The 25,104-nt window shown below is 72.1% G+C and carries 21 protein-coding genes; 10 read left to right on the top strand and 11 right to left on the bottom strand.

What is annotated here, in order from left to right; translation table 11 throughout:
* Positions 1-22: 22 nt before the first annotated feature.
* From ACGF5O_RS37340 to ACGF5O_RS37330, 3 genes are read left to right on the top strand one after another with little or no spacing between them, the layout of a single operon-like run.
* On the top strand, positions 23-2,437 hold the full coding sequence (locus ACGF5O_RS37340; protein ID WP_393814357.1) for a GNAT family N-acetyltransferase: 2,415 nt from the start codon (positions 23-25) through the stop codon (positions 2,435-2,437).
* The gene (locus tag ACGF5O_RS37335; RefSeq protein WP_393814356.1) at positions 2,434-3,408 is read left to right on the top strand and encodes an LLM class flavin-dependent oxidoreductase; all 975 of its coding nucleotides are present in this window, start codon (positions 2,434-2,436) and stop codon (positions 3,406-3,408) included. The genes ACGF5O_RS37340 and ACGF5O_RS37335 overlap by 4 nt, the downstream gene beginning before the upstream one ends.
* Before the next feature lie 50 nt (positions 3,409-3,458).
* Entirely contained in the window at positions 3,459-3,971 is a 513-nt protein-coding gene (locus ACGF5O_RS37330; protein ID WP_393814355.1) for a PaaI family thioesterase, read from the top strand.
* Here the strand turns inward: ACGF5O_RS37330 and ACGF5O_RS37325 are convergent.
* From ACGF5O_RS37325 to ACGF5O_RS37315, 3 genes are all read right to left on the bottom strand, one after another.
* Positions 3,965-5,116, bottom strand: coding sequence for an acyl-CoA dehydrogenase family protein (locus ACGF5O_RS37325; RefSeq protein ID WP_393814354.1), 1,152 nt, complete (start codon positions 5,114-5,116; stop codon positions 3,965-3,967). The genes ACGF5O_RS37330 and ACGF5O_RS37325 overlap by 7 nt on opposite strands.
* A 169-nt stretch (positions 5,117-5,285) precedes the next feature.
* Entirely contained in the window at positions 5,286-5,870 is a 585-nt protein-coding gene (locus ACGF5O_RS37320; protein WP_393814353.1) for a hypothetical protein, read from the bottom strand.
* 255 nt (positions 5,871-6,125) lie between these two features.
* Positions 6,126-7,277: an ROK family protein gene (locus ACGF5O_RS37315; protein ID WP_393814352.1), complete on the bottom strand. Its 1,152-nt coding sequence runs from the start codon at positions 7,275-7,277 to the stop codon at positions 6,126-6,128.
* Between the two features lie 186 nt (positions 7,278-7,463).
* Here ACGF5O_RS37315 and ACGF5O_RS37310 point away from each other — a divergent pair, with 186 nt between their 5' ends.
* Positions 7,464-9,914, top strand: coding sequence for a glycoside hydrolase family 3 C-terminal domain-containing protein (locus ACGF5O_RS37310; RefSeq protein ID WP_393814351.1), 2,451 nt, complete (start codon positions 7,464-7,466; stop codon positions 9,912-9,914).
* 76 nt (positions 9,915-9,990) lie between these two features.
* Positions 9,991-11,628, top strand: coding sequence for a carboxylesterase/lipase family protein (locus ACGF5O_RS37305; RefSeq protein WP_393814350.1), 1,638 nt, complete (start codon positions 9,991-9,993; stop codon positions 11,626-11,628).
* A gap of 73 nt (positions 11,629-11,701) precedes the next feature.
* Here ACGF5O_RS37305 and ACGF5O_RS37300 read toward each other — a convergent pair whose 3' ends face one another.
* From ACGF5O_RS37300 to ACGF5O_RS37285, 4 genes are all read right to left on the bottom strand, one after another.
* Positions 11,702-12,952: a DUF3103 family protein gene (locus ACGF5O_RS37300; protein WP_393814349.1), complete on the bottom strand. Its 1,251-nt coding sequence runs from the start codon at positions 12,950-12,952 to the stop codon at positions 11,702-11,704.
* Between the two features lie 89 nt (positions 12,953-13,041).
* Positions 13,042-13,770 (bottom strand): FadR/GntR family transcriptional regulator, encoded by a 729-nt coding sequence (locus ACGF5O_RS37295; RefSeq protein ID WP_393814348.1) that lies wholly within the window; start codon positions 13,768-13,770, stop codon positions 13,042-13,044.
* Positions 13,771-13,987: 217 nt separating this feature from the next.
* Positions 13,988-15,106 carry a Gfo/Idh/MocA family protein gene (locus ACGF5O_RS37290; RefSeq protein ID WP_393814347.1) on the bottom strand — a complete coding sequence of 373 codons (1,119 nt, stop codon included), beginning with the start codon at positions 15,104-15,106 and terminating at the stop codon, positions 13,988-13,990.
* Positions 15,106-15,903, bottom strand: coding sequence for a sugar phosphate isomerase/epimerase family protein (locus ACGF5O_RS37285; protein ID WP_393814346.1), 798 nt, complete (start codon positions 15,901-15,903; stop codon positions 15,106-15,108). The genes ACGF5O_RS37290 and ACGF5O_RS37285 overlap by 1 nt, the downstream gene beginning before the upstream one ends.
* Before the next feature lie 83 nt (positions 15,904-15,986).
* Here ACGF5O_RS37285 and ACGF5O_RS37280 point away from each other — a divergent pair, with 83 nt between their 5' ends.
* From ACGF5O_RS37280 to ACGF5O_RS37270, 3 genes are all read left to right on the top strand, one after another.
* Complete coding sequence (locus ACGF5O_RS37280; protein ID WP_393814345.1) at positions 15,987-16,616, top strand: TetR/AcrR family transcriptional regulator; 630 nt, start codon at positions 15,987-15,989, stop codon at positions 16,614-16,616.
* Between the two features lie 80 nt (positions 16,617-16,696).
* Positions 16,697-17,362: a nitroreductase gene (locus ACGF5O_RS37275; protein ID WP_393814344.1), complete on the top strand. Its 666-nt coding sequence runs from the start codon at positions 16,697-16,699 to the stop codon at positions 17,360-17,362.
* A 45-nt stretch (positions 17,363-17,407) separates the two neighbouring features.
* Positions 17,408-17,932 (top strand): hypothetical protein, encoded by a 525-nt coding sequence (locus tag ACGF5O_RS37270; protein WP_393814343.1) that lies wholly within the window; start codon positions 17,408-17,410, stop codon positions 17,930-17,932.
* A gap of 42 nt (positions 17,933-17,974) precedes the next feature.
* On the opposite strand, the gene ACGF5O_RS37265 is transcribed toward ACGF5O_RS37270, so the two are convergent.
* The gene (locus ACGF5O_RS37265; RefSeq protein WP_393814342.1) at positions 17,975-18,889 is read right to left on the bottom strand and encodes an amidohydrolase family protein; all 915 of its coding nucleotides are present in this window, start codon (positions 18,887-18,889) and stop codon (positions 17,975-17,977) included.
* Positions 18,890-19,050: 161 nt separating this feature from the next.
* On the opposite strand from ACGF5O_RS37265, the gene ACGF5O_RS37260 reads away from it, so the two are divergent.
* Positions 19,051-20,460 carry an RICIN domain-containing protein gene (locus ACGF5O_RS37260; protein WP_393814341.1) on the top strand — a complete coding sequence of 470 codons (1,410 nt, stop codon included), beginning with the start codon at positions 19,051-19,053 and terminating at the stop codon, positions 20,458-20,460.
* A 67-nt stretch (positions 20,461-20,527) separates the two neighbouring features.
* Here the strand turns inward: ACGF5O_RS37260 and ACGF5O_RS37255 are convergent, their stop codons facing one another.
* Positions 20,528-21,274 carry an AraC family transcriptional regulator gene (locus ACGF5O_RS37255; protein WP_393814340.1) on the bottom strand — a complete coding sequence of 249 codons (747 nt, stop codon included), beginning with the start codon at positions 21,272-21,274 and terminating at the stop codon, positions 20,528-20,530.
* Between the two features lie 54 nt (positions 21,275-21,328).
* Between ACGF5O_RS37255 and ACGF5O_RS37250 the strand changes: the two genes are divergently transcribed.
* Positions 21,329-22,543: an MFS transporter gene (locus ACGF5O_RS37250; protein WP_393814339.1), complete on the top strand. Its 1,215-nt coding sequence runs from the start codon at positions 21,329-21,331 to the stop codon at positions 22,541-22,543.
* A 15-nt stretch (positions 22,544-22,558) separates the two neighbouring features.
* Here ACGF5O_RS37250 and ACGF5O_RS37245 read toward each other — a convergent pair whose 3' ends face one another.
* Together ACGF5O_RS37245 and ACGF5O_RS37240 are read right to left on the bottom strand one after the other, a co-directional pair.
* Complete coding sequence (locus ACGF5O_RS37245) at positions 22,559-23,662, bottom strand: dipeptidase (protein WP_393814338.1); 1,104 nt, start codon at positions 23,660-23,662, stop codon at positions 22,559-22,561.
* On the bottom strand, positions 23,659-24,972 hold the full coding sequence (locus ACGF5O_RS37240; RefSeq protein WP_393814337.1) for an amidohydrolase family protein: 1,314 nt from the start codon (positions 24,970-24,972) through the stop codon (positions 23,659-23,661). The genes ACGF5O_RS37245 and ACGF5O_RS37240 overlap by 4 nt, the downstream gene beginning before the upstream one ends.
* Positions 24,973-25,104: the final 132 nt, after the last annotated feature.

Genomic DNA, 25,104 nt, shown 5'->3' with positions numbered 1-25,104 from the left:
GGACCTGGAGCGGCCGGGACTGGTGAGGACGGGCCGGTCGACGTTCGTCCGGCCGGTACGGCCCGAGGACGCCGACCGGCTGGTCGCCTTCGTCGCCGGGCTGTCCCGGCAGACCCTCGCCTACCGCTCCCTCGGGCCCGTGGTCCGGGTGCGCGACGACGTCATCCGGCGCGGCGCGCACGTGGACTACCTCGACGAGCTGGCGCTGGTCGCCCTGGCCGGGGAGGACATCGCGGGGCTGGTGCGCTACGTCCGCGACCCTCGGGAACCGGAGCACGCCGAGGTCACCTTCACCATCCGGGACGACCACCAGAGCGAGGGCTTCGGCCGGCTGCTCCTGGAGCACATCGCGGCGGCGGCCCGCGCCCGCGGCATCCGGGTCCTGGAGGCCGATGTCCTCGCGGACAACACCCGGATGATCAACGTGTTCCTCGGCTCCGGGTTCCGGGTCGAGGCCGGGCCGCCCGGTCAGATCATCCACTTCGAGATCGCCGTCGACCCGCAGGCCCAGGCCCTGGCCCGCGCCGAGCGCCGCGAGCAGACCGCGGTACGGCGCTCCCTGCGGCCCCTGCTCGAACCGCGGTCGGTCGCGGTGATCGGCGCCAACCGCGAGCCGCTGACGATCGGCCACGAGATCGTGGCCAACCTGCGGCGGGGCGGCTTCACCGGCGGCGTGTTCCCGGTCAACCCGCACGCCGGACAGGTCGCCGGGGCACCGGCGTACGCGGACGTCCGCGACCTGCCCGAGGCACCGGACCTGGCCCTGGTCGCCGTCCGGGCCGAGGCCGTGCCCGAGGTCGTACGGGACTGCGCCGAGGCCGGGGTCAAGGCGGTGGTCGTCGTCTCCAGCGGTTTCGGCGAGACCGGTCCCGCAGGGCGGGCCGCGGAGCGTGAACTGGCGCGGTTCGCGCGGGCGTCCGGGATGCGGCTGGTGGGCCCGAACTGCATGGGCGTGGTCAACACGACGCCGGCCGCACGGCTCGCCGCGACCTTCTCCCCCGCCCTGCCGGCGCCCGGCCGGGTGGCCATGTCCAGCCAGTCGGGGCCGCTCGGGCTCGCCGTCCTCGACCATGCACGCAGGCTCGGGCTCGGCTTCTCCGGCTTCGTGTCGGTCGGCCACGCCGTGGACGTGTCCACCAACGACCTGCTCCGGTGGTGGGAGGAGGACCCGGCCACCTCCGTGATCCTGCTGCACGTCGAGACGTTCGGGAATCCGCGCCGCTTCGCCCGCATCGCCCGCCGCATCGCGCCCCGCAAGCCGATCATCGCCGTCCACCCGGGCGGCCCGGCGGACTCGGCGGTGAGTTCCCTGTTCACCCAGTCCGGCGTGATCCGCACCCGCGGCCTGCAGGAACTGTTCGACGTGGCCCTGCTCCTCTCCCACCAGCCTCCACCGCCCGGCGACCGCGTCGCGGTGATCACCAACGCGGGCGGCCCCGCGGCGCTGACGGTCGGCGCCTGCACGGCGAACGGCCTGCGCGTGCCCCCGCTCGGCGAGCGGACCCGGCAGCGGCTGGGCCGCGTTCTCGCGCCCGGCGCCGAGATCGGCAACCCCGTCGACCTCACCCCGACGGCGACCGCCGCCCACTACCGGAAGGCCCTGGACGCCGCCCTCGCCGACGACGGCATCGACGCCGCGATCGTCCTGTTCATGCCGCCGCTCGCGGACAAGCCCGACGAGGTGGCGTCGGCCATCCTCGACGCCGCCGCGGCGGTACCCGAGAAGCCGGTGGTGACCAGCTTCCTGGGCAGCGCGGGCATCACCGGCCCGCTGCGCCGGGACGGGCTGGCCGTACCGTCGTACACCTTCCCGGAGGCGGCCGCCGCCTCGCTCGGGCATGCGGCGGCCTACCAGGCCTGGCGCTCCACCGCCGCGGGCGTCGTCCCCGACCTGCCGGGGATCGACGTCGACCGGGCACGCTCCCTGCTCCCCGGAACGAGCGAGGGCAACGGCACGGCCGCCGAACTGCTCACCGGAATCAGCGAAGGCACCGACACAGCGGCCGAACTGCTCGCCGCCTACGGCATCCCCGTCCACGACCCCGGCCCGGGCCCGGGTCCGGGTCCCGACGCGTTCCTGTCCGTCGGCTCCGACCCGGTCTTCGGCCCGGTCATCTCCTTCGGCCTCACCGGCGGCTACGCCGACCTGATGGCGGACGTCGCCCACCGGGTCACCCCGCTCAGCGACCGCGACGCCCGGGAGATGGTCCGCTCGCTGCGGGCGGCTCCGCTGCTGGAGGGCAGGGCGGGCACACCCGGCGTGGATCTGGCCGCCCTGGAGGAGACGGTGCTGCGGCTGTCGGCGATGGTCGAGGACCTGCCCGAGATAGCGGCCCTCGACCTGCGTCCGGTACGACTGCTGCCGCCCGGCGCCGGGATCGCGGTGACCCACGCGACGGTCCGCCTGGCACACGACACCCCTGGAGGTTCCCGGTGAAGGTGGGCATCTACTTCGACCTGCGCAACCCCCCGCCCTGGCAACAGAACTGGTCCCGGCTGTACGGCTTCGCGCTGGAGATGTGCGAGGAGGCGGACCGGCTGGGCCTGGACTCGGTGTGGTTCTCCGAGCACCACGGCTTCGAGGACGGCTACCTCCCCCAGCCCCTCACCATGGCCGCGGCTGCCGCAGCCCGCACCCGTCGGCTGCGCCTGGGCACCGCCGTCATGGCCGCGCCGCTGCACGCGGCCCCCGAGATCGCCGAACAGGCCGCCCTCGTGGACATCCTCAGCGACGGCCGCCTGGACCTCGGGCTCGGCACCGGCTACCGGGTCCCGGAGTACCGGCTGTACGGCGCGGACCTCGGCAAGCGCTACACCACGACAGATCAACGAGTGCGGGACATCAGGGAGTTGTGGGCCTCGGGCCGGGTCACCCCCGCCCCGCTCCAGGACCCGCTGCCGATCTGGCTCGGCTATCAGGGCCCACAGGGTGCCCGGCGGGCCGGGCGTCTCGGCACGGGGCTGCTCTCGCTCGACCCGGCGCTCCTCGCGCCCTACCGCGAGGGGCTGGCCGAGAGCGGGTACGACGGGGAGGCGGCCCGGATGCAGGGCTCGTTCACCACGTTCGTCACCGAGGACCCGGAGGCCGACTGGCCCGCGGTGCGCAGACACCTCTCGTACCAGTGGGACAGCTACCGCCGCTACATGGTGGAGGGCACCGACCTGCCCGCGCCCCGCCCCATCGACCCCGAAAGGTGGCGGGAGACGGGGCTCGCCGCGACCGGCGTCGGCCAGTTCCTCTACGGCACGCCGGAGACCGTCGCCGAGGCCATCAGGTCGTATGTGAAAGGCCTGCCGGCCGAGGGAGTTTTCCTGTGGGCGTCCCTGGCCGGGATGCCGGAGGAGATGGTGGCCCGCCAGGTCCGGCTGATCGCGGGATCACTACGGCCGTTGCTGGCCGATGTCTGACGTTCCTACGTGCTGAAATGTTCCGGCGTTCTGATGTGGGGAGTTGCGCGATGTCGACAGGATCCGGTGCCACGGAGGCGGCGGCCTCGGGGTTCCAGGAGCCGCCGCGCACGCCGGGCGGTGTCGCCCTGTGCGGTGCCTGCCGGGGCGCCGGCTCCTGCCGCCTGGGGGTCGAGCGGGAGCGGCTCGACGAGGACGGGGTGGCCTGGTTCGACCTCAGCTGCCCGCCGGACCAGGAGGGTGGCCCCAATGTCGCGCACGGCGGCTGGACGGCGGCCGTGCTGGATGACTGCCTCGGCCATCTTCCGCTGCTGCACCGGGTGTTGAGTGTCACGGCCGAGCTGACCGTGAGCTTCGTCAAGCCGGTGCCGGTGGGCCACCCGCTGCGCGTGCGGGCCTGGGTAGAGCGGCGGGAGGGGTCCCGCTGGTACATCGAGGGCGAGATGCTCCTGCTTCCGACGCGCGCGGTGCTGGCCCGGGCCTCGGGGATCTGGGTGACCCGGGACCAGGGCCATTTCGCACGGCACGAGCGCTGGCTCGCGGAGCAGGATGAGGCTCAGTAGCCGCGCAGGCCCATGCTGCGGGCGATGCCGTTGCGCTGGATCTGGCTGGTGCCGCCGGAGATGGTGGCGACGATCGACTCCCGGTAGCGGAAGCTCATCACGCTCTCCGTGGAGAAGCCGTGCCCCGCGCACACCTGCATGCCGAGCCGGGCGGCGGCCACATAGGTCTCCGACCCCTTCAGCTTGGCCATCGAGCCCTCCCGGGTGCAGGGCCTGCCCTGGGCGAGCAGCCAGGCCGCGCGGTAGGCCAGCAGCCTGGCCGAGTCGATCTCGGTCTGCAGGTCGGCCATGGCGTGGGCGAGGACCTGGAAGTTGCCGATCGGGCGTCCGAAGGCGTGCCGGGTGCGGGCGTACTCCAGCATCTCGTCCAGGGTGGCCTGGGCGGCGCCGAGATACCCGCCGCTGATGATCACCTTCTCCAGTTCGATGTTGGAGAGCATCACCTTCCAGCCCTCGTCACGAGGGCCGACGAGGTTCCCCTTCGGCACCCGGACGTCGTTGAGGAACACCTCGTTGGTGCCCAGGATGTGCCGGGCCAGGGTCGGCGTCCGGCGCACCTCGACGCCCTCCGTGGTCGGGTCGACGAGGAGCAGGCTGATCCCGCCGTGCTTGGGTTCGCGGGGCCCGGTGCGGACATAGGCCGCGATGGTGGTGTGGGGCAGCCCGGCCCCGGTGCACCAGGCCTTCTGGCCGCGCACCAGGAAGTGGTCGCCGTGGTCCTCGGCACTGGTGCGCAGCGCCGCCGCGTCGGACCCGCTGTCCGGCTCGCTGAGGCCGACGGCCAGCCGGTGGCGGCCGGTCATCACCTGCTCGCGGATGAAGCGGCGCTGTTCCTCGTCCCCCCACCGGAACACGGTGATGCCGGGGATGAGCACCCCGATGTAGCACATGGCCACGTCGAAACTGGCCCGCCCGAGTTCCTCGGCTATGAGGATGAGCTCCAGCGGCCCGCCGCCGTCACCGCCCTCCTCCTCGGCGAAGGGCAGCGAGAACCAGCCCAGGTCGGCCATGCCCCGGAACAGCTCGGGCGGTACGACGCCTTGCTCGTCCCACTCCTTGGCCTTCTCGGCGGGGCACACGTCGGCGACGAACTTCCGTGCCGTCGCACGCAACAGATCCTGCTCGTCGGTCAGTCCGAAGTCCACGGCCACCCCTGAGAACGATCAGCGCATTCATCTACCTAATTTCACTATGTTAGTTGATTGAGGCCGGGACACATAGAGGCCGCCGCGATCGACCCGCGCGCGCCGGGCGGACGCCTCCCCGGCTGCCGACTCCTGCCGAGGCGCGACCACCAGGGCGGTCCTGAGACCGTCAGGCGTCCTTGGCCGGCTTGAAGTCCAAATGGACGCTGTTCGACGATGCCAGGGTGACGAACAGCGGCATCTTGTACAGCGGTGGAGGTTCGCCTGCCAGGCCCAGTCCCTCCCAGGCCAGCCGGGCCGAGACCTTGAGCACCCGGCGCGCCCGCATGACGAGCAGGACGGCGAGCGGCAGTTCCACCAGTACGGCCGAGGCTATGCTCCCCCACACGTCGTCCCGCCCCCAGCTCAGGGAAACGTCGAACCAGGCGTCGCAGACCAGCAGCGTGGCCGCCACGAAGGACAACGGGATCAGCGCCTGCCGTCTCAGCCAGACCGCCAGCCCGGCACCGACCAGCGACACCAGCAGCAGGACGTCGAAGCCCACCCACACCATCGGCCAGTAGCGCGCCTCAAAGCGATCGGGCAGCGAAACGGCCAGGTAGACGGTCCAGGGGACAAGCACGCACACGCACAGGGCGAACTGCCCGACCGCCCGCCGGTGGCGGCGGCGCAGTGTGGGACCGTCCGGTGCGAACGCCTTGACCGTCGTGTCCGTCATACCCGTCGTGGCGGTGGGGTTGCTCTGCTCGCTCATCCTTGCCCGTCCCTGGTATCAGCTCCCGGCCCGGGCCGACCCCGTCGGTGACCGCGTTGCTGTTCGCATGGCACGGGCACTGCGCGGGTGCGGGACCGCGCCACGAAAGCCGCCGATCGCCCTTCGATGGTACGGCGGGCCTCCATCCGGCCTGCGGGCAGAGCCCCTGACCTCGCGGGCGAGGACCGCGGGCGGCGGGTGTCCCATGGTCGCAGGACCCGCTCGGGGCCCGTACGACGGCCCGTCCGTCGCCGGTCAGCTCCCGGTCTGCCGGATGCCGCCCCGCAGGGCGATGTCCCGGGCGAGCGTGAGGCTTCCGATCAGTTCGGCGCGGGTGCCGAGGGCGGACGCGGCGACCAGGACGCGGCTGTCGAAGCCCGGCTGGGCGAGCCGTTCGATCGAGTCGCGGACGCCGTCGACGAACGCCTCGCCCGCCTGGCTCATCTCGCCGCCGATGATGACGGCAGCGGGGTCGAGCAGTGCGCACAGGTTGGCCAGGACGCGGCCGAGGGTGCGGCCGGACTCGGCGAAGATCTTCCGGGCCACCGGGTGGTGCGCGATCTCCGGCAGCCGGGACCGCAGCTCGGTGTCGCCCGGGTAGAAGTGCCGGACCTGCTGGAGCACCTGCCGGACCGAGACGATGGTCTCCAGGCAGCCGCGGTTGCCGCACCGGCACCAGTCGCCGTCCGGGATCACCTGGGTGTGCCCGATCTCGCCCGCGGCCCCGAAGCTGCCGCTGACCGGGATCCCGTGGACGATGAGGCCCGCTCCGATGCCGTCGGACGCCTTGACGTAGATGAGGTTGCCGCGGTTGTCGGCCGCACCGTGGCGGTGTTCGGCGAGGGCGCCGAGATTCGCGTCGTTGTCGAGGGAGACCGTCAGTCCCGTCCGGGAGCCGAGTTCGGCCGCCAGATCGAGGCCGGACCAGCTGGACAGGATGGTGGGCGAGGCGATCGCCCGTTTGCTCATGTCCAGCGGCCCCGGTATGCCGACGACACACGCGTTCACGGGCCCGTCGACCATGGGCCGGACCTCCTCGACCGTGCGCCGGATCATGTCGGCCGTGATGTCCAGGGCCGCGGTCGGCCGGGTGTCCACGTCGATCGCCACCCGCCGCTCGGCCCGGATGATCAGGTCGAGGGTGGCCGCGGCGACGGTGAGATGCCGGTGGCTGACGTCCGCTCCGACGACCGCGCCTGCCGGATAGCGCGGCCGAAGGCGGCGGCCCGGGCGGCCGCGGCCGCCCGTGTTCTCCCCCCGGTGCTCGGTCAGCAGCTCCTCCGCGAGGAGGTCGCGGACGACGGCCGCGACGACCGGACGGCTGATCCCGAGCGCCGTCTGCAGTTCGGGGCGCGACGCGCTCCCGTGCCGTCGGACATGGGCCAGGACCTCGTCACGTGCCGACACGTGTCACCTCCCTCATGGGGGCGTCAATTTATGTCGGTCAGGAACGGAATTCCAGAGGGTTGACGCATCGAATGTGCGAATTTAACCTCCTTGAACGTTCGATCTTTTATAGAGCCATCTGCTTTGACTCGAATTCTGTCCAGCGGAGACATAAATCGTCGAGCACTTCAGTGGTGAGGAGTCCGCATGGAGCTCGATCGGAGATCGGTACGACGCCGCGGCGGCCGTTTACGCCGTACGGCACTGATCGCGGGAGTGGGCGCGGCGCTCCTGGCCGGGAGCGCGCTCGTGGCTCCCACCGCCTCGGGCGCGGACAGCTCGGGTGTGACCGTCAGGGTGTCCGCCCGCGTCGCCGCCCTCGTCGCCCGGATGACGCTGGACGAGAAGTTGTCCTTCGTGCACGGCGGTACCGATCCGCAGGCGCTCGGGCAGGCCGGATACATCCCGGGGGTGCCCCGCCTCGGCATCCCCGAACTGCGGCTCACCGACGGCCCGGCGGGCGTCCGGGTCAACGAGCACGCCACCGCGATGCCGGCTCCGGTCGCCCTGGCCTCGTCCTTCGACGACCAACTGGCCCGGGAGTTCGGCCGGACCGTCGGACGCGACGGCCGTGCGCTCGGCCAGGACGTCCTGCTCGCGCCCATGACGAACACCATCCGAGTCCCCTACGCGGGGCGGAACTTCGAGACCTTCAGCGAGGACCCGCTGCTCAGCTCCCGCATGGTGGCCGGTGAGGTCGAGGGCGTCCAGAGCCAGGGCCTGATCGCCACCGTCAAGCACTACGCGGAGAACAACCAGGAGGACAACCGCATGGGGGTGAACGTCAACGTCGACGAGCAGACCCTGCGTCAGGTCGAGCTGCCCGCCTTCGAAGCCGCCGTCGAGGCCGGCGCCGGGGCGGTGATGTGCTCGTACAACTCGGTGAACGGCAGCCACGGTTGCGGCAGCGACGAACTGCTGGACTCGATCCTCAAGGAGCAGTGGGGCTTCACGGGCTGGGTCATGTCGGACTGGGGCGCGGCCCACGCGACGACCGACATCGTGAACGGCCTCGACCAGGAGATGCCGAGCGGTGTCTTCCTGGGCGAGGAACTGAAGACCGCGATTACCGACGGCACCATTCCGGTCTCGGCCCTGAATGATTCGGTCGCGCGCATTCTCCAGCAGATGGTGAAATTCGGTCTCCTCGACGGTGCGGCGACCAGGCGGCCCGCACGCGATCCGAAAGGCGGCGCGAAAGTCGCGCAGAAGGTGGCCGAATCCGGCGCGGTCCTGCTGAAGAACGCCGGCGGAGCGCTTCCGCTGACCGGCAAGGACACCAGCATCGGACTCATCGGCCCGACCGCGAGGACACCGAAGGTCACCGGCGGCGGCAGCTCCAACGTCGTACCGGACTCCGCGGCCTCGCCGCTGGACACCATCACCGCGCGGGCCGGCCGGCACGCCACGGTGCGCTACGCGGCCGGCGGCGACAACACCGGCGTCCCCATCCCCGCCTCGGCCCTCAGCCCCGCCCTGCCGGTCGACGCGGACGGCTCGATCCCGGTCACACCGGACGCCTCTTTCTACTACAGCGGCACCCTCACCGTGCCGGCCGACGGCGACTACTCCTTCGTCTTCGACCTTCCCGCCGCGTACGGCGTGCTGAAGATCGACGGGAACAGCGTCATCACAGGTTTCCTTGGCTCCAGCAGTGCCACGGTGCACCTCACGGCGGGCACGCACAGCCTCGAGGCCGGTGCCCTCGCGATCCAGGGCGGGCCGACGAAGGTCCGGCTGAGCTGGGTCACCCCGCAGGCCGCGCAGGCCGCAAGGGATCAGGCGGTGGCCCTGGCCCGCCAGGTGAAGACCCCCGTCGTCTTCGCCTACGACGACGGCACCGAGGGCTACGACCGGAAGGACCTCTCCCTGCCGGCCGACCAGGACGGGCTCATCTCCGCCGTCGCCGACGCCAACCCGAACACGGTCGTCGTACTCAACACCGGGTCGTCGATCACCATGCCGTGGCTGTCCAAGGTCAAGGCGGTGCTCGACATGTACTACCCCGGGGAGAACGGGGCCGAGGCCACCGCCGGGCTGCTCTTCGGCGACGTGAACCCCTCGGGCAAGCTCACCCAGACGTTCCCCGCGAGCGAGTCCGCGACACCGGTGGCCGGCGACCCGCTCAGGTACCCGGGAGTGGACGACCAGGAGAACTACTCCGAGGGCATCTACGTGGGCTACCGCTGGTACGACAAGGCGCAGGCCGTCCCGCTCTTCCCCTTCGGCTACGGGCTGTCGTACACCTCCTTCGCCTACCGCGACCTCGCGGTACGGCAGAGTCACGGCGCGCTGACCGTCTCGTTCACCCTGAAGAACACCGGCACCCGGGCCGGTGCCGAGGTCGCCCAGGTCTACGTCGGCGCGAGCCCGGGGACCACCGCACCGCAGGCGGTGCGCTCACTCGGCGGCTACCAGAAGGTGTGGCTGCGCGCGGGTCGGTCGAAGACCGTGCGCATCCGGGTCGCCGCCCGGCAACTGGAGTACTGGGACACGTCGTCCCACGCCTGGGCGCTCGGCACCGGGAAACGGGACGTGTGGGTCGGCTCGTCGTCGCGGACGCTCCCCCTGCACGGCAGCGTCGGCGTCACCCGCTGACCGCCCGGTTCCTCCCCCGCACCAACCCGCGTGCCGGCCGCACCGCCGCGGCCGGCGTCCCGCCAGAGAGGTCCCCATGACTGCGAGCAGAATCCGTGCTGCCCTGGGCGGCGCGCTGATCCTGTCCATGGCCGCCGTCGGGCTGCTGCCCGTGACGGCGTCCGCGGCGGCGTCCGTCACAGCGTCCGCGGCGGCGTCCGCGAGTGCGCCGACCGTGGTGTCCACCGACAAGGGCGCCGTGCGCGGCGCCGTCTCCCGAGGTGTCGAGCGGTTCGTCGGCATCCCCTACGCGGCGTCCCCCGCCGGTTCCCTGCGCTGGAAGCCGCCGCGGCCGGCGGCGCGCTGGACCGGGGTTCGGGAGGCCACCGCCTTCGGCAACCCCTGCCCCGTGCTGCCCAGCGGCAACGGCCCGCGCAGCGAGACCGAGGACTGTCTCGACATCAACGTGTGGCGGCCGGCGGGAGTGCGGGCCGGGGCCCGTCTTCCGGTGCACGTGTTCATCCACGGCGGTGGCCTGACCAACGGCAGCGGCGCGCAGAACGACGAGTCGAAGCTCGTACGGGAGACGGGGGTCGTCGGCGTCTCGCTCAACTACCGGCTAGGCGTCTTCGGCTTCCTCGGACTGCCCGCCCTCACCGAGGAGGGTGGTGAGTCCGGCAACTACGGCTTCATGGACCAGCAGGCCGCGCTGCGCTGGGTACAGCACAACATCGCGGCCTTCGGCGGGAACCCGGCCGCGGTCACCATCGACGGGGAGTCCGCGGGCGGTTGGTCCGTCTGCGGGCATCTCGTGTCGCCCGGCTCGCGCGGTCTGTTCGCCCGCGCCGTGATCCAGAGCGGTTCCTGCCCCAGCGAGCCGCAGGCTGAGGCCGAGGCCGCGGGAACGGCGTTCGCCCACCAGGCGGGCTGCGACGGCACCGACCAGGCGGCCGTCCTCGGCTGTCTGCGGTCGGCTTCGGCGGGTTCGCTCCTCGACGCGAGCCGGACCTTCTCGGCCGCCTTCGCGGACGGGACGCCGACGTTCCCGGTCAACGTACGCGAGGCCGTGGACAGCGGGCGGTTCGCCAGGGTGCCCCTGGTCGTCGGCGCCAACCGGGACGAGGGCCGTACCTTCGCCCAGGGCTACATAGGGGCGGGCAAGGAGGCCTACCTCGCCTTCGTCCAGGGCGTCGCCGGGGACCGCGCCGACGAGGTCCTCGCCCGCTATCCCTGGCCCGAGGCGTCCGACGCGTACACGGCGGCGTACCTGGTCGGCGCGATCATGACCGACTCGGGGCTGATCGGCGGGATCGGCGGGTGCGGGCAACGCTCGCTCGTGCGGACCTTCGAACGCTACACCCCCACGTATTCGTACGAGTTCGGCCACCGGACCGGGCCCGGCCTGACGCAGATAACCGGTTACGTCTGGGGCGCCGGCCACGCCGCGGAACTCGCCTACATCTGGCCCAGCTTCGACAACGGCACGCCGATCGCTCCGCTGTTCAACGCCGACGAGCGCCGGCTGGCCCGCGAGATGACGCAGTACTGGGGCGCCTTCACGAAGACCGGCCGGCCGCACGTCGCCCGGCAGTCCGCCTGGCCCGCCTACAACGGCAAGGGTCTGACGCTGTCCCTGCGGGCGGGAGGCAGGAGCGTCCTGATCGACGACGACCAGGTCTCCGCGGAACACCAGTGCTCGCTCTGGGACACCATGACGGTCGCGCACGTTTCCTGAGCGCCGTGCCCCCGGGGCGGAACGGTGCCTTCGTCGGCGTGCGGCAGCCGGTCCGCGCTCGGGTACGGGGGGTCTAGAACTCCTCGACGAAGTAGGGCTCGACGGTCATCCAGCCGTTGCCCGAGGCGCCGTTGAGGCGGCCCGTGGAGTTCTGGGCGAGGGTGTACCAGGACTCCACGTAGTCGGGGTCGTCGGTGAACCAGCTGTCGGGGATCGCGCTGAGGACCGCGTTCACCAGCGGGATGTAGGTGCCCTGGTCGGTGACGGTGAGCAGTGCCGTGGTGATCGCCTGCGCCAGTGCACGGTAGTTGGTGCCGTCGTCGTCCTCCATCATGACGACGTCGGCCAGGTTGTACTTGTAGTTGGACCAGTTGACCAGGATCTGGTTCGGGTAGTAGACGGTGCCGTCGTAGTCCAGGTAGGGCATGTCCACCGAGTCGACGCGTGCCGTGCCGTCCTGGCCGAAGCCGGTCACCAGCGAGAACATCTCGGCGGCGCCCTTGAACCAGGGTTCCTGGTCGTCGTTCACCTCGACGGCCGTGACCTTGGTCGCCCACCAGCCCGCCGCGCTCGCGGCGTGGGCGTTGTCCGCCGGCTTCGACGGGAGGGAGGTCAGGCCCTTGTCGGCGAAGGCCTTCTGCAGCACCTTCAGGCCGGCCCGGTGGGCCTTGGTGACGTCGATGTCCAGGATGTACAGCGGGCGGTCGGGGACGCGGGCGGTGCCGACGGTGTGGGCGTGGCCGCGGCTGTCGTACGCCGTGATGTTCCTGGCGTCGTCGTCGGGCGCGGCGACGGCGATCCACGGGGTGACCTTGGCGTTCAGGTGCGAGCGCATGGAGGGCGCGCCCAGCCGGACGCGCAGCAGCGAACCGGTGGACGCCGGCAGGCCCTTCAGGCCCGCGATGCGTCGGTTCGCGGCCGAGACGGAGGCGTGCAGGTTCCTGCCGTCCGGGGCGGCGGTCATCCCGCCCGTCAGCGCCTGAAGGTCCACGTCCCCGGTGCCGAGGGCGGCCGTCCGGACCTGTTCGCGCCATTGCGGGTCGCTCAGCGAGGTGGACAGTGCCCGCGCGATCTCCTGTTCGGTGGACCACACCGGAGATTTCCGGAACGTCGTGGCCTGGCCCCCGGCGTCCCGCACCGGCGCCGCGATCGCCGGCTGGACGGAGCCGCCGATGACCGCGGACAGCATCATGCCGATGAGGACGCCGCGTCTCCTGCTTGATCTGCTCACCATGCTCCTCGTGTTGTCGGTCGCCGCCGCGCCCACGGTGAACGGGCGGCCGTCATAGGGGTCGAGCCCGGATCCCGCAGTTGTCCGGTACATGACAGACATGTGTGCGAGAGGCGAACGGGCATTCACATGCGAATGATCGGGGCCGCACCGGGGCCGGGTCGGCTCGCCGGAGCGCGGCCCTACCGCGGGCTGTCGGCGGGCCGCCGTCCGCGAGGACCGCTCAGCGAAGCGAGCATGATCTTCTCGGTGTCGGCCAGATATGCCTCCGCCGCGCGCCGCGCCTCCGCGGCGTCCCGGCCGGCCACGGCCCGTACCACCGGCGCGAGGCGGTCCGCCGCCCGTGCCGCGTCCTCGAACGGCGTCCGCAGCGCGGCCCGTACCGGGAGATACGCGTTGAACAGCGTGTTCGTGAGGAGCAGATAGACCCGGTTGCCCGTGGCCCGCGCCAGTTCTCGGTGTACTTCCACGTCGGCGAGCTGGACGGCGTCGGCGTCCGGTCCTTCCGCGACCTGACGCAGCAGGTGTTCCAGCCGACGGGCCTGGCAGTCCGTGCGCCGGTCGGCCGCGCGGCCGGCGATCAGGGTGCCGATGTGCCGGCGTACCTCGAAGACCTCGCGCAGCCACGCGGGGTCCTGTGCCGCCAGCATCGGAAGCAGGTCGGCGCCGCCGATCCGCAGGTAGTCCAGGACGCGTGTGCCGATGCCGTGCCGGGTGCTGAGCAGGCCCGCCTGCTCCAGCCGCGTCAGCGCGTGCTTCAGGGTCGTACGGGTGACCCCGTACCCTGCGGCCAGCTCCCGCTCGGGGGGCAGCAGGGTTCCGGGGCCGTGCGTGCCGCTGAGGATGTCCTCGCGCAGCCGTGCTTCAAGCAGGTCGACCACGGTTCGGCGCGGAATGCTCTCGACGGCCACGGAGGATCTCCCAGGCTTCGGTCAGTGGTTCAGCGGCTCACCGGTCTGGCGGCCCACTGGTTCAGCGACTTACTGGTCCAGTGGCTCAGCCACTGCCCGAAGTGAAGCAGCCTCCCGACCGTCACGTCAATTGCCTGTGCGGACCGAGCAGTTGAGTGGGGTCCGCGACCCTGAAGGCATCCGTACCGCTGTCGGGGACCGGGTACGCCGGGGCCGGTCACAGGGTGGCTTCGCAGGGGTCCCGGTCCTCGGGGACGAGCGGTACCGCGGGCGCCGTGCTGCCGACGCGGACGGTCTCGCCCGAGGTGACGGCCTCGTCGATGGAGATCATGGTGTCCAGGACGTGGTAGCCGAGGTCGCCGCTGGCGATGTGCGGGGCTCCGTCGCGGACGGCCCGTGCCATGTCCAGGACGCCCAGGCCCCGGCCGCCCTCGACGCCGACGGGCGGGACGGCCTCCCACTCCGGCTCCCGGCCCCGCTGCGTCACCCGCGTGATCCTGACCTCGCCGGCGAAGGTGTTGGGGTCGGGCAGGACCAGGGTGCCCTCGGTGCCGGTGATCTCGACGTACCCGGTGCGGGTGAGCGGGGAGTCGAAGCTGAAGACGCTCTGGCCGACCCCGCCGCTCTCGAACTGCGTGAGCGCGGAGACGTGGGTGGGTACGGCGACGGAGAACTCGGTGCCCGCGCGGTCCCCGCCGCGTACGGTCCGGACCGTGCGGGCGGTCGAGCCGAGGGCGGCGACCCGGGAGACCGACCCGAACAGGCAGACCAGGGCGGTGAGGTAGTAGGGCCCCATGTCGAAGAGGGGCCCGGCGCCCCTCGCGAACAGGAACTCCGGGTTCGGGTGCCACAGGTCGGGTCCCGCGTACTGCATGACGGTCTGCGCGGACAGCGGGGTGCCGATGGCGCCGCGGGCGATCACGCGCAGGGCGGTCTGGAGGCCGGGGCCGAGGATGGTGTCGGGGGCGACTCCGACCCGCAGGCCCGCCGCGGCGGCCTGGTCGAGCAGGGCGCGCGCGTCGGCGCGGTCCAGGGCGACGGGCTTCTCGGACCAGACGTGCCGGCCCGCCGCGAGGATCGCCGAACTGACCTCGGCGTGCGCGGCGGGCACGGTCAGGTTGACGATGATCTCGGTGTCCGGGTGGGCGAGGACGTCGGCGGCGGTTCCCCACCCCTTGACGCCGTACGCGCGGGCCTGGGCCTCGGCGCGCGCGGTGTCGAGGTCGCCCACGACGGCCACGTGCAGGTCGGGGTAGCGGGTGAGGCTGGTCAGGTACTGGTCGCTGATGTTGCCGGCGCCGATGATGCCGACGCCGACCGGGTCGCGTGCCGTCATCAGCCGATGCCCTTCGCCTTCAGGTAGGAGATGCCGGTCGCGATGCCCTCGAAGACGTCTCCGTCGTAGTGGTCGAACTCGATGACGGCGTACTCGGCGTGGGTGGCCGCGGCCAGCGAGGCGGCCAGCGGGATCTGTCCCCGGCCGGCCGCGACCTGGCCGGTGTCGGCGGGGTCGAAGGGGGCGCCCGAGGTGAACGGGTCGTCGATGACGGGTCCGTCCTTCACGTGCAGGGCGCGCACCCGGGGGCCCAGCCGGTCGAGCAGGGCGACGACGTCGTTGCCGCCGGCCGCGGCCCAGAACAGGTCGATCTCCAGGGCGACTTCCGGGTCCAGGAGGTCCGCGAAGCGGTCGAAGGCGTTGACGCCGGCGACGGTGTGCACGAACTCCTGGGAGTGGTTGTGGTAGCCGACCCTGAGTCCGTGCCCGGCGGCGCGCTCTGCGGCCTCGTTCAGGAGGGCGGCGGTGCGGGCGATCTCCTTCTCGTCGGCCCACCGGGAGGCGGGCACGAACGGGTCGAAGAGGATGTCCACGCCCAGCCGCCGGGCGGCGCGGAACGTGTCGTCGAGGTCGGTGCCCGGCGCGCCGTCGGGTGACAGGAAGCCGGCGTGTCCGGTGCGTGCGGACAGGCCGTGCCGGGCGAGCGCGTCGGCGAGTTCGGCCGCGCGGTGCGTGAAGCCGAAGGCCTCGACGTTGGTCAGCCCCAGGGCGGCCAGACGGCCGAGGGCGGCGTCTTCGTCGGCGTCCAGAGCCTGGCGTACGGAGTAGAGCTGAACCGACAACTGTGGTGTCGACAAGGGGAACTCCTCTCGTGGCGGACGGCCTGTAAACAGAATACCGACAGGGGTGATGGTTTCTAGGGGTCGTTAGCATCTCGTTCATGGCGAGGGAAACGGCGCGGCCGGGGGCGGCCCCGCGGAACTACCCCAAGGGGGAACGGCGGCGCGCCCAGATCATCGAGGCCGCGTTCACCGCGTTCGGGCAGGTCGGGTACCGCAACGCGAGCATGGTGCAGCTCGCCGCCGCCTGCGGTGTCTCACGCGCGGGCCTGCTGCACCACTTCCCGACCAAGGAGTCGCTCCTGGAGGCGGTCCTGGAGACACGCGACCGCCAGGACGGCGAGCACTTCCTGGAGTCGGGCGCGCTCAGCCAGGACGGCCTCGCCTACTTCGCCGCGATGATCAGGCTCGTCGCGCACAACCAGGCCAACCCGCTCATCGTGAGCCTGTTCGCGGTGCTGTCCAGCGAGGCCACCGCGGCGGACCACCCGGCGCGCCCGTACTTCGTCGCGCGCTACGAACGCACCCGCCGCGAGATGCAGTCGGCCGTCGACGACCTGGCACGGCGCGGGCTGCTGCATCCCCATGCGGACGCCTCGCACCTGGCGGCGGACCTGGTCGCCTACATGGACGGCCTTCAGGTCCAGTGGCTGCTCAGCCCGGACACCATCGACATGCCGGATCACCTGCGCGGGATGCTGCGCAACGTCGTCAGCGTCGAACTCCCCTAGTTGCCAGTGGTTTCCAGTTCCCTGCAGTCGCCTCCGGTCGATTCCAGCCCGTTGCGACGTTCCCGAAAGGCCGTGTCGGCGTGGATGTGTACGAGGCGGTGGAAAGCCGCCGGGCCGTACGGGCGTTCAGCGGGCGGCCGGTGCCCAGGGAAGTGCTGGCACGGGTGCTGGCCGCGGCCTCGCGGGCGCCGTCGAGCGGGAACCTCCAGCCCTGGCAGGTGTACGCGGTGTCCGGCGAGCCGCTGGCCGAGCTGAAGCGGCGGGCCACGGCCCGGGCGCTGGCCGGCGACCCGGGCGACGAGCGGGAGTACCCGATGTACCCGGCCGAGCCGGCCGCGCCGTATGCGGAACGCTTCGCCGCCGCGGCCGCGCAGCGGTACGCGGCGCTGGGCATCGAGCGCCAGGACCCGCAACGGCCCGTGAGGATCGCCGCGTTGAACACGCAGGCGTTCGGCGCGCCCCTCGTCCTGTTCTGCTACCTGGACCGGGCGATGGGACCCGGGCAGTGGGCGGACGCCGGGATGTACCTCCAGACGGTCATGCTGCTGCTGAGGGCCGAAGGCCTGCACAGCTGCCCGCAGGTGATGTGGACCGTGTACCGCCGGACCGTCGACCGGCTGGTGGGCGCCGGTGACCGGCTCGTGCTGCTGTGCGGTGTCGCGGTGGGCTTCGAGGAGGAGGGCGCGCCGCAGGTGCGTACCGGGCGGGCCGACATCACCGAGACGGTGCGGTTCGTCGGGGACTGAGCGGGCCGGCCGGCCCGGGTGCGGCGGTGTGCTTGAATGCCGGGCATGGACGGCTCCGCCCGCATGTGGATCAGTGAGATCCCCTCCCTCGACCCGGACACCCGGGAAGTGATCCTCGACCTCGACCAGACGTCCGGCGATCCGGCCGAGCGGATGGCCTGCATGCTGCTGACCCGGGGGCACGAGGGCGAGGCCGGGGTGTTCTACCTGCTGCCGGAGGATCTTTCGGCCCGGTACGAACGGACCGGGAACCGGCTCTCCGTGTCCCTGCTGGCGCGCCGGGACGTCCTCGCCCAGGACCTGGCCTCACATCCGGCCGCGCTGCGTGCGCACCTCGACCGCCTCCCCCGCGATCCCCTGGACGACGGCCGTGTCGTCCTCGTGCGCCGGGAAACCGTCACCGACTTCGCGCCGGCCGAACGGGACGGTTTCCAGCAACCCGTGCTGCTGATCGACCACAGCGTCGAACACGGCGACGGGCCGGTCGCGCTGCCCGAGCTGGTGAGCCTGTTCGAGAGGCAGGAGGCGGGCGTCGTGGTCGTCGCCGCGCCCATGGCGGCGCAGGACTGACCCTGCCGGCCCGGCACTCCGGGACACGGTGGACGGGTACGGTCACAGGTCGAACAGGCCTGCCGCATTGTCGTGGCACACCGCCCGCAGCCACTCCTCGCCGAGCTCCAGCCGCTCCAGGGCGTGGAGCTGGTGCATGTAGGGGTAGGGGATGTAGGGGAAGTCGGTGCCGAGCAGGACACGGTCGCCCAGGGCGGCGATCCGGGGCAGGGCCTCGGGCGGGAACGGCATGAACCGCTCGGTGAAGTCCGTGAACGCCATCGTGGTGTCCAGCCGCACCTCCCCGTACCGCTCGGCGAGGCCGGCGAACTCCTCGTACTCCGGCATCCCCATGTGCGCGACGATCAGCCGCAGCCTCGGGTGCCGGGCCAGTACCCGCGCGACCGGCCCGGGGCCCGTGTGCTTGCCGGGGGCGGGACCGGAGCCGCAGTGGATCACGACGGGAATCCCGGCGTCGGCCAGCAGTCCCCAGGCCCCGTCGAGGAGCTCGTCGGCCGGGTCGTACGCGCCCACCTGCACGTGCGCCTTGAACACCCGGGCGCCCGCCTCGACGGCCGCCCGCACGTACGCCTCGACGCCGGGCTCGGGGAACAGCGTCGCCGTGTGCAGGCAGTCGGGGGTGCGGCGGGCGAAGTCGGCGGCCCACGCGTTCAGCCAGGCCGCCATGCCGGGCTTGTGCGGGTAGAGCATCGAGGTGAAGGACCGGACGCCGAACTCCCGGAGGAGAGCGGTGCGTTCGGCCTCCTCCTGCCGGTAGGTGATGGGCCACTCGAGGTCGCCGATCAGCGGTCCGTTGGTGTCGAAGTAGTTCCAGACCTTGTGCAGGACCCGCTCGGGCATGAAGTGGGTGTGGACGTCGATCAGCCCGGCCAGGCCGTGTCGCTCCCGGAAGAGGCGGATCTCCTCGGCCTCGGAGGGGGCGGCGGAGGTGGCGGGGGCCGTGCGGTGATCGTTCATACCGCCAACGATCGGTGCCGGGGAGCGCCGAGTCCAGTCCGCGCCGCACCGACCGGGCGCGGGCCGAGACCGGCGCGATGGTGACGGAGCGTCAAGTTTCGTTGGTTGACGCGGAATTCAGGTGACAGCACTGGCGCTCCACACCTACCAGCGGGTAATTCATGGCTCTGTCACCATCGGCAACTCCTGTCACGGCGAAGGGATATCCCGTGCGTCTGCGTCCCCTGCGCGTCCTCTGCTGTTCCGCCGTCCTCGCCCTGTCGGCGCCCGTGTTCCTGCCGGGCACCGCGTCGGCCGCGGTCCCCGCCTCCTCGGTCTACCTCCAGAACTACGTCACCGGCCTCAACGCCGCCGACAGCGGCGGCACCGTCGCCGCGCACAATCCCAAGGGCAACGAAGACCACCAGCAGTGGACCGCCGTCGCGGTCAGCGGTGGCTACCAGCTCCAGAACGCCGACGAGTCCGGCACCTGCCTGGGACGCAACGGCACGGCCGCGGTCACCGCCGCCTGCGGGGCCGACGGCACCACCTGGACGATCACCGCCGGCACCGGCGGCACCTACTCCGTCACCGTCCCGGGCACCTCCCAGTACCTCACCGGATCGTCATCGGACTCCGCCGCCGTGCAGGTCGGCTCCTCGGGCGACCTCGCCCGCTGGTACCTCACCCCGGTCTCCTACGCCACCACGGCGATGCCCTCCGCGGACACCCGCACCCTCGACCAGGTGACGTTCCTGACCGCCCACAACGCCTTCGCCAACGGCTCGGACGGCAACTTCGCGTCCTTCCCGGTCAGCCTGTTCCCCAACCAGAACTACGGGATCAGCCGTCAACTCTCCGACGGCGTACGGGGCTTCATGCTCGACGACTACACCGTCTCCGGGCAGGCCGTGCTGTGCCACAACAGCTGCGACGGCGTGAGCAACCCGGTCCCGCTCGCCACCGACCTCCAGCGCATCGTGGACTTCCTCAAGGCCAACCCCGGCCAGTTCGCCACGGTGTTCCTGGAGGACTACGCCTCCTCCGACGTGCTGAAGTCGTCCCTCGCCTCGGTCAACGGCCTGTACGACGTGCTCTACCGGCCCGACCAGGACGGCGTCGCCGCCAAGGGCTGGCCCACGATGGCCGACCTCGCGGCCCGCGGCAAGCAGCTGCTGGTCTTCAGCGACCGGACCCGGGCGAGCGACACCGCCAACGGGTATGCCACCCGCGACACGTTCGGTGTGATGTACCAGCGGGAGTGGACCGTGGAGAACTACTGGTCCATGGGCGCGGGCCTCGGCTCCTCCGACTGGTCCTGCTACAGCCGGTGGGGCACCGACAGGCCGCTGACCACGGACTCGTCCGCCTTCCACCCGCTGTTCGTGATGAACCAGTTCCGGGACTACCCCATCGCCGGTACCGCCGCCACCGACAACGGCAAGCTCCTCAACCGGGCGCAGAACTTCTGCACTCCCGCCGCCCGGAAGAAGCCCAACTACGTGGCCGTGGACCGCTACGACACCGGCTCGCCCACCCCGCTGACCTCGGTGGGCACCCTGAACACGTACATCCTCGCGCCCGGCCAGTGAGCGCGGGCCGGGCGGGGCGGCGGGCGTACCGCCGCCCCGGCCGGCCGAGGCCGGGGGCACGCCTGGTTCAGGCGCCGTCGCGGTGGGAGCCCGGGGTGTGGCCGAAGGCGCGGCGGAAGGCGTCGATGAAGGCGCTGGCCGACGACCAGCCGCACGCGTGGGCCACGGCCGTCACCGGCATCCGGTCGGCGAGCAGGACCAGGGCGTGCTGAAGGCGGAGCTGGGTGCGCCACTGCGGGAAGGTCATGCCGAGGTCGGCGCGGAAGAGCCGGGACAGGGTGCGGTCGCCTGCGCCGACCGTGCGGCCGAGTTCCCCGAGGGTGCGGCCGTCGGCCGGGTCGGCCTCCAGGATCGCGCACACCTCGCGGAGCAGGGGCGCGGTGGGGGCGGGCAGGTGCAGCGGCTGCTGCGGTGAGGCCCGTAGCCGGTCGAGGAGGACGGCGTGCAGGCGGGACCGTTCCGGGCTGTCGTCGTCCTCGTCGCTCGTGTAGGCGATGATCAGCTCGCGCAGCAGCGGGCCGACCGCGAGGACGGTGGGGGTACCGAGCGCGAGGGGGTTCTCGGTGGCGGGCAGTCCGACGAAGTGGAGTTCGAGTTCGCCGTAGGCCCGGTGCGCGTGGACGGTGCCGGCCGGCACCCAGATGGCACGGTTGCCCGGGGCGACCCAGGAGCCCGCGTCGGTCGTCACGGCCAGCACGCCGCGCCCCGCGTAGACGATCTGGTGGTCGTCGTGCCGGTGGGCGTCGATCTCGTGACCGGCGGCGAGCCGGCGGGTCTCGGTCGGGGCAACGGTCTCGTGGCGGATTTCCGTCATCACTTGGCAGATTACCGGAAGTACGACAGGTGGCCGGGCCCGGAGCATGGCGGGGTGCGAAGGAACTCATCGATCACTCTGCTCTCCGTCGGCCATGGCTGTGTCGACATCTACCAGGGCGCCGTCGCGGCGCTGCTGCCGTTCTTCGTGGCCGAGCGCGGCTATTCGTACGCGGTCGCCTCCGGGGTCGTACTGGCCGCGTCCGTGCTGTCTTCGGTGGCGCAGCCGCTGTTCGGGGCGCTCACCGACCGCCGGCCGCTGCCCTGGCTGCTGCCGGCCAGCACGCTGCTCGGCGGTGCGGGGGTGGCGCTCAGCGGGCTGGGCGACTCCTATGCGCTGACCCTCGGGTTCATGGCGCTGTCCGGGATCGGCGTGGCCGCCTACCACCCCGAGTCGGCCCGGGTCGCGCGGCTGGCCGGCCGGGGCAGCCACAGCGCGATGGGGGTGTTCGCCACCGGCGGCAACATCGGGTTCGCGCTGGCTCCGCCGATGGTGGGTGCGGTGGTGGCGGGCGGCGGGCTGCGCTGGACGCCGTTGCTGGTGATACCGGCGCTGGCCGGTGCCGCGCTGTGCCTGCCGGTGCTGCGCAGACTGCGCGAGGGCGGGGCTTCCGGCGCCGCGCTGTCGGGGCCGGGCGGGAGCGACGACGTGTCGTCCTTCGTGCGCCTGTCGCTGGCCGTGGTGTTCCGGTCGATCGCCTTCGTCGGCCTGAGCACCTTCGTCTCGCTGTACGCCCGGCAGCGCACGGGTGGCGGGGCCGCGGCCGGTTCCGTGGCGCTGACGGTGCTCTACCTCGGCGGCGCGGTCGGTTCCGTGCTGGGCGGCTCCCTGGCGGGCCGCTGGGACCGGGTGACCGTCTGCCGCTGGTCGTACGTCCTGTCGGTGGTGGCCGTCGCGGGTGTGGTGTGGGTGCCGGGTCCGGCGCTCTACCTGTTCGTGGCGCTGACCTCGGTCGGCCTGTACGTGCCGTTCTCGCTCCAGGTGACCCTCGGCCAGGACTATCTGCCCTCGCGCATCGGCACGGCGAGCGGGGTCACCCTCGGCCTGACGGTGAGCGTCGGCGGTCTGGCCGGCCCGCTCCTCGGCACCCTCGCCGACGCCACCTCCCTGCAGACGGCGCTGGCACCGCTGGTCCTGATGCCGGTGCTCAGCCGGCTGCTGTTCGGCACCCTGCGCGAGCCCGGCGCGGCCCGGCGGTTCACGTCCGCGCCGGGGGCGGCGCAGGACGGTGCCCCCGTCGAGGCCGGCCGCCCGTCGGCGAGCAGCTGACGCTCCCGCCGCCCGTCAGACCGTCCAGACCCGGTCGGCGTAGTCGAGGAAGTTGCGGCCGAGGATCTTCTCGATGCGCTCGGAGCGGTAGCCGCGCTTCTCCAGGAGGAGGATCAGGTCGCGGAACTGGTCGACGCCGCGCAGGTCGACGACGAAGGGGTAGGTGTCGGCCCGTTCACCGGCCGCGCCGACCCCGGCCGCCGAGCGGGCGGCGACGTGTTCGGCGAGGGTGGCCCGGTAGGCGTCGAGGTCGTCGACGGCGGTGACGGTGCCGTCGGTGCCGATGCCGACGTGGTCCTCTCCGCAGACGTCGACCGCGTGCACGATGTGGTCCACGACGTCGGCGGCGGTGGCCTGCCCGGTGAGGTTGAGGAAGGGCATGAAGTAGATGCCGACGAACCCGTCCCGGTCCGCGACCAGGCGGAGTTCCTCGTCGGTCTTGTTGCGCGGCAGGTCGGCCAGGGCACGGCAGCCGGTGTGGTTGACGGAGACGGGCTGCCGGGAGTGGCGGGCCGCGTCCAGGCAGGTGCGCTCGCCGCTGTGGGAGAGGTCGACCATCAGGCGGTGCTCGTTGAGGACCTCGACGGCCTGCCGGCCGAAGGGGGTCAGGCCGCGGTTGGCGGGAGCCATGGAGCCGTCGCCGAGGTGGTTGGCCTGGTTGTAGGTGAGTTGTACGACGCGTACGCCGGCGTCGGCGAAGGTCGCGACCCGGCTGTCGAGGAGGGCGGGGTCCTCGCCCACGGCGACGGCGTTCTGGAAGCCGTAGACGACACCGATCCGTCCCTCCCGGTGTGCGCGGCGGATGTCGGCGGTGGTGCGGACCTTGAGCAGGTCGGCGGGGTGCGCCTCGATGATCCGGTCCCAGACGGCGATCTCGGCGAGGGTGTGCTCGTACGGCGGCAGGTCGCCCATGGTGTAGCCGAGGGTGATGTTCACGGCGGTCAGGCCGGAGGCGTGGGCGTCGGCGATCGCCCGGGCGTCGACCGCGAGTTGGTCGCTGGCGGGGTTGAGCTGGGTGGCGGCGGCCCGGGCGGCCGGGGTGTTGGGGTTGTCGAGCTGGCCCAGGGCGTTGACGATCACGGGACGGCCGAAGGCGGTGTCGATGTCGGTGCCGGTCACTGGGCGTCCTTCTCGAACTCGGCGCGGTCGAAGCGGTGTCCGCGTCTGACGGTGTACGTGATGGTGCGCAGGTTGCCGATGTCGTCGAGGGGGTTCTCGTCCAGGACGGCGAAGTTGGCGAGCTTGCCGGGTTCGACGGTGCCCATGTCCGCCTCGGTGCCGGCGGCGCGGGCGCCGACGAGGGTGGCCGAGCGCAGGACGTCGGCGGCGGGGACGCCGCAGCGGTCGACGAGGAAGCCGAGTTCGCCGTAGAGGGCGGGGAAGGGGTCGCCGGGGTCGGTCTCGTGGTCGGTGCCGGTACAGACCTCGACTCCGGCGCGGTACGCCTGCGCGGTGACGGCGGCGGCCAACTCGGCGTTGCGGGCGGCCCGTTCGACGGACTCGGCGGTATCGCCCCGGAGTTCGTCGCTGGTCCACATGGACGCGGTGGCGTCCAGGACCGTGCCGCGGCGGCACATCTCGGCGAAGAGGGCGGCGAGCTTCGGGGCGTCGCCCGCGGCGAATCGGTCGTGGTCGACCGGCGGTTTGGTCTTGTAGCTGCTCAGCGGCTCGGTGGGGTCCTCGAAGGCGAGCAGCGTGACGTGGGAGACGCTGTCGACCCCCGCGGCGACGACCTCGCCGGGCGCGGCCGGGAAGACGGTGGCGTGTGCCCAGACGGCGATGCCCTGGCGGTGTGCCTCGGCGGTGACGGCGGCGACGGTCGCGGCGTCCAGGTCGGCGTAGACCTTGATGGCGGCGGCGTGGGTGCCGCGGGCGAGGGCGACGGCGATCGGCAGGTCGGTGCCGGGGGTGACGGCCTGCATCCAGGGGACGGCGCCGGGAACGGTTCCGCGGGAGACCTCGTGGGTGCGGGGGTCGTCGAAGAAGGAGGGCCCGGCCATGAGGGCGGCGTAGCGGATGTCGGGGCCGGGGATCTCGCCGACCAGGGTGGCCCGGGCCAGGTCTCCGACGTGGCGCAGGTCGTCCGCCATGTCACGGACGGCGGTGACCCCGCTGTACACCAGGCGGCGGAGCACCGCTTCGGCGACGGGCCGGTCGGGCGGGGTGGCCAGGTGCTGGTGGGTGTCGACGAGGCCCGGGACGACGAACCGTCCGTCGAGGTCGACCTGGGGGGCGTCGGCGGCGTGCGGGGGCAGCGGGTCGGCGTCGCCGGCGACGGTGTGCAGGCGGGCGCCGTCGGTGACGATCGTGGTGTTCGGCCGCAGCGGGCCGCCGGTGCCGTCGAAGAGGGTGGCGCCGCGGTAGACCGTGACGGTTCCGGCGGGCGGCGCGGCCCAGGGGGTCGGGGCGCCCGGGGGCAGGTCGGTCATGGTCACCCTTCGGTCCACTGAGACTGGATTGCTTTGTTACGCGGTATGTAACAGCTGTATCGTGTGATGAAAATCCAGGTAACTGTACTCTGCAGCCGGTGGACCGCCGCAAGGGCCCGTACCGGACAGGAA

This window comes from Streptomyces sp. NPDC048291 (assembly GCF_043201715.1).
In the GTDB taxonomy this organism is placed as follows: domain Bacteria; phylum Actinomycetota; class Actinomycetes; order Streptomycetales; family Streptomycetaceae; genus Streptomyces.
This window is presented reverse-complemented; position numbering and strand designations above follow the sequence as displayed.

Coding starts and splice junctions, on each gene's coding strand:
- ACGF5O_RS37330 (WP_393814355.1), top strand. CDS start 3,459: ATGTCGACAGGATCCGGTGCCACGGAGGCGGCGGCCTCGGGGTTCCAG.
- ACGF5O_RS37320 (WP_393814353.1), bottom strand. CDS start 5,870: ATGAGCGAGCAGAGCAACCCCACCGCCACGACGGGTATGACGGACACG.
- ACGF5O_RS37310 (WP_393814351.1), top strand. CDS start 7,464: ATGGAGCTCGATCGGAGATCGGTACGACGCCGCGGCGGCCGTTTACGC.
- ACGF5O_RS37305 (WP_393814350.1), top strand. CDS start 9,991: ATGACTGCGAGCAGAATCCGTGCTGCCCTGGGCGGCGCGCTGATCCTG.
- ACGF5O_RS37300 (WP_393814349.1), bottom strand. CDS start 12,952: ATGTACCGGACAACTGCGGGATCCGGGCTCGACCCCTATGACGGCCGC.
- ACGF5O_RS37290 (WP_393814347.1), bottom strand. CDS start 15,106: ATGACGGCACGCGACCCGGTCGGCGTCGGCATCATCGGCGCCGGCAAC.
- ACGF5O_RS37280 (WP_393814345.1), top strand. CDS start 15,987: ATGGCGAGGGAAACGGCGCGGCCGGGGGCGGCCCCGCGGAACTACCCC.
- ACGF5O_RS37270 (WP_393814343.1), top strand. CDS start 17,408: ATGGACGGCTCCGCCCGCATGTGGATCAGTGAGATCCCCTCCCTCGAC.
- ACGF5O_RS37265 (WP_393814342.1), bottom strand. CDS start 18,889: ATGAACGATCACCGCACGGCCCCCGCCACCTCCGCCGCCCCCTCCGAG.
- ACGF5O_RS37260 (WP_393814341.1), top strand. CDS start 19,051: ATGGCTCTGTCACCATCGGCAACTCCTGTCACGGCGAAGGGATATCCC.
- ACGF5O_RS37255 (WP_393814340.1), bottom strand. CDS start 21,274: ATGACGGAAATCCGCCACGAGACCGTTGCCCCGACCGAGACCCGCCGG.
- ACGF5O_RS37240 (WP_393814337.1), bottom strand. CDS start 24,972: ATGACCGACCTGCCCCCGGGCGCCCCGACCCCCTGGGCCGCGCCGCCC.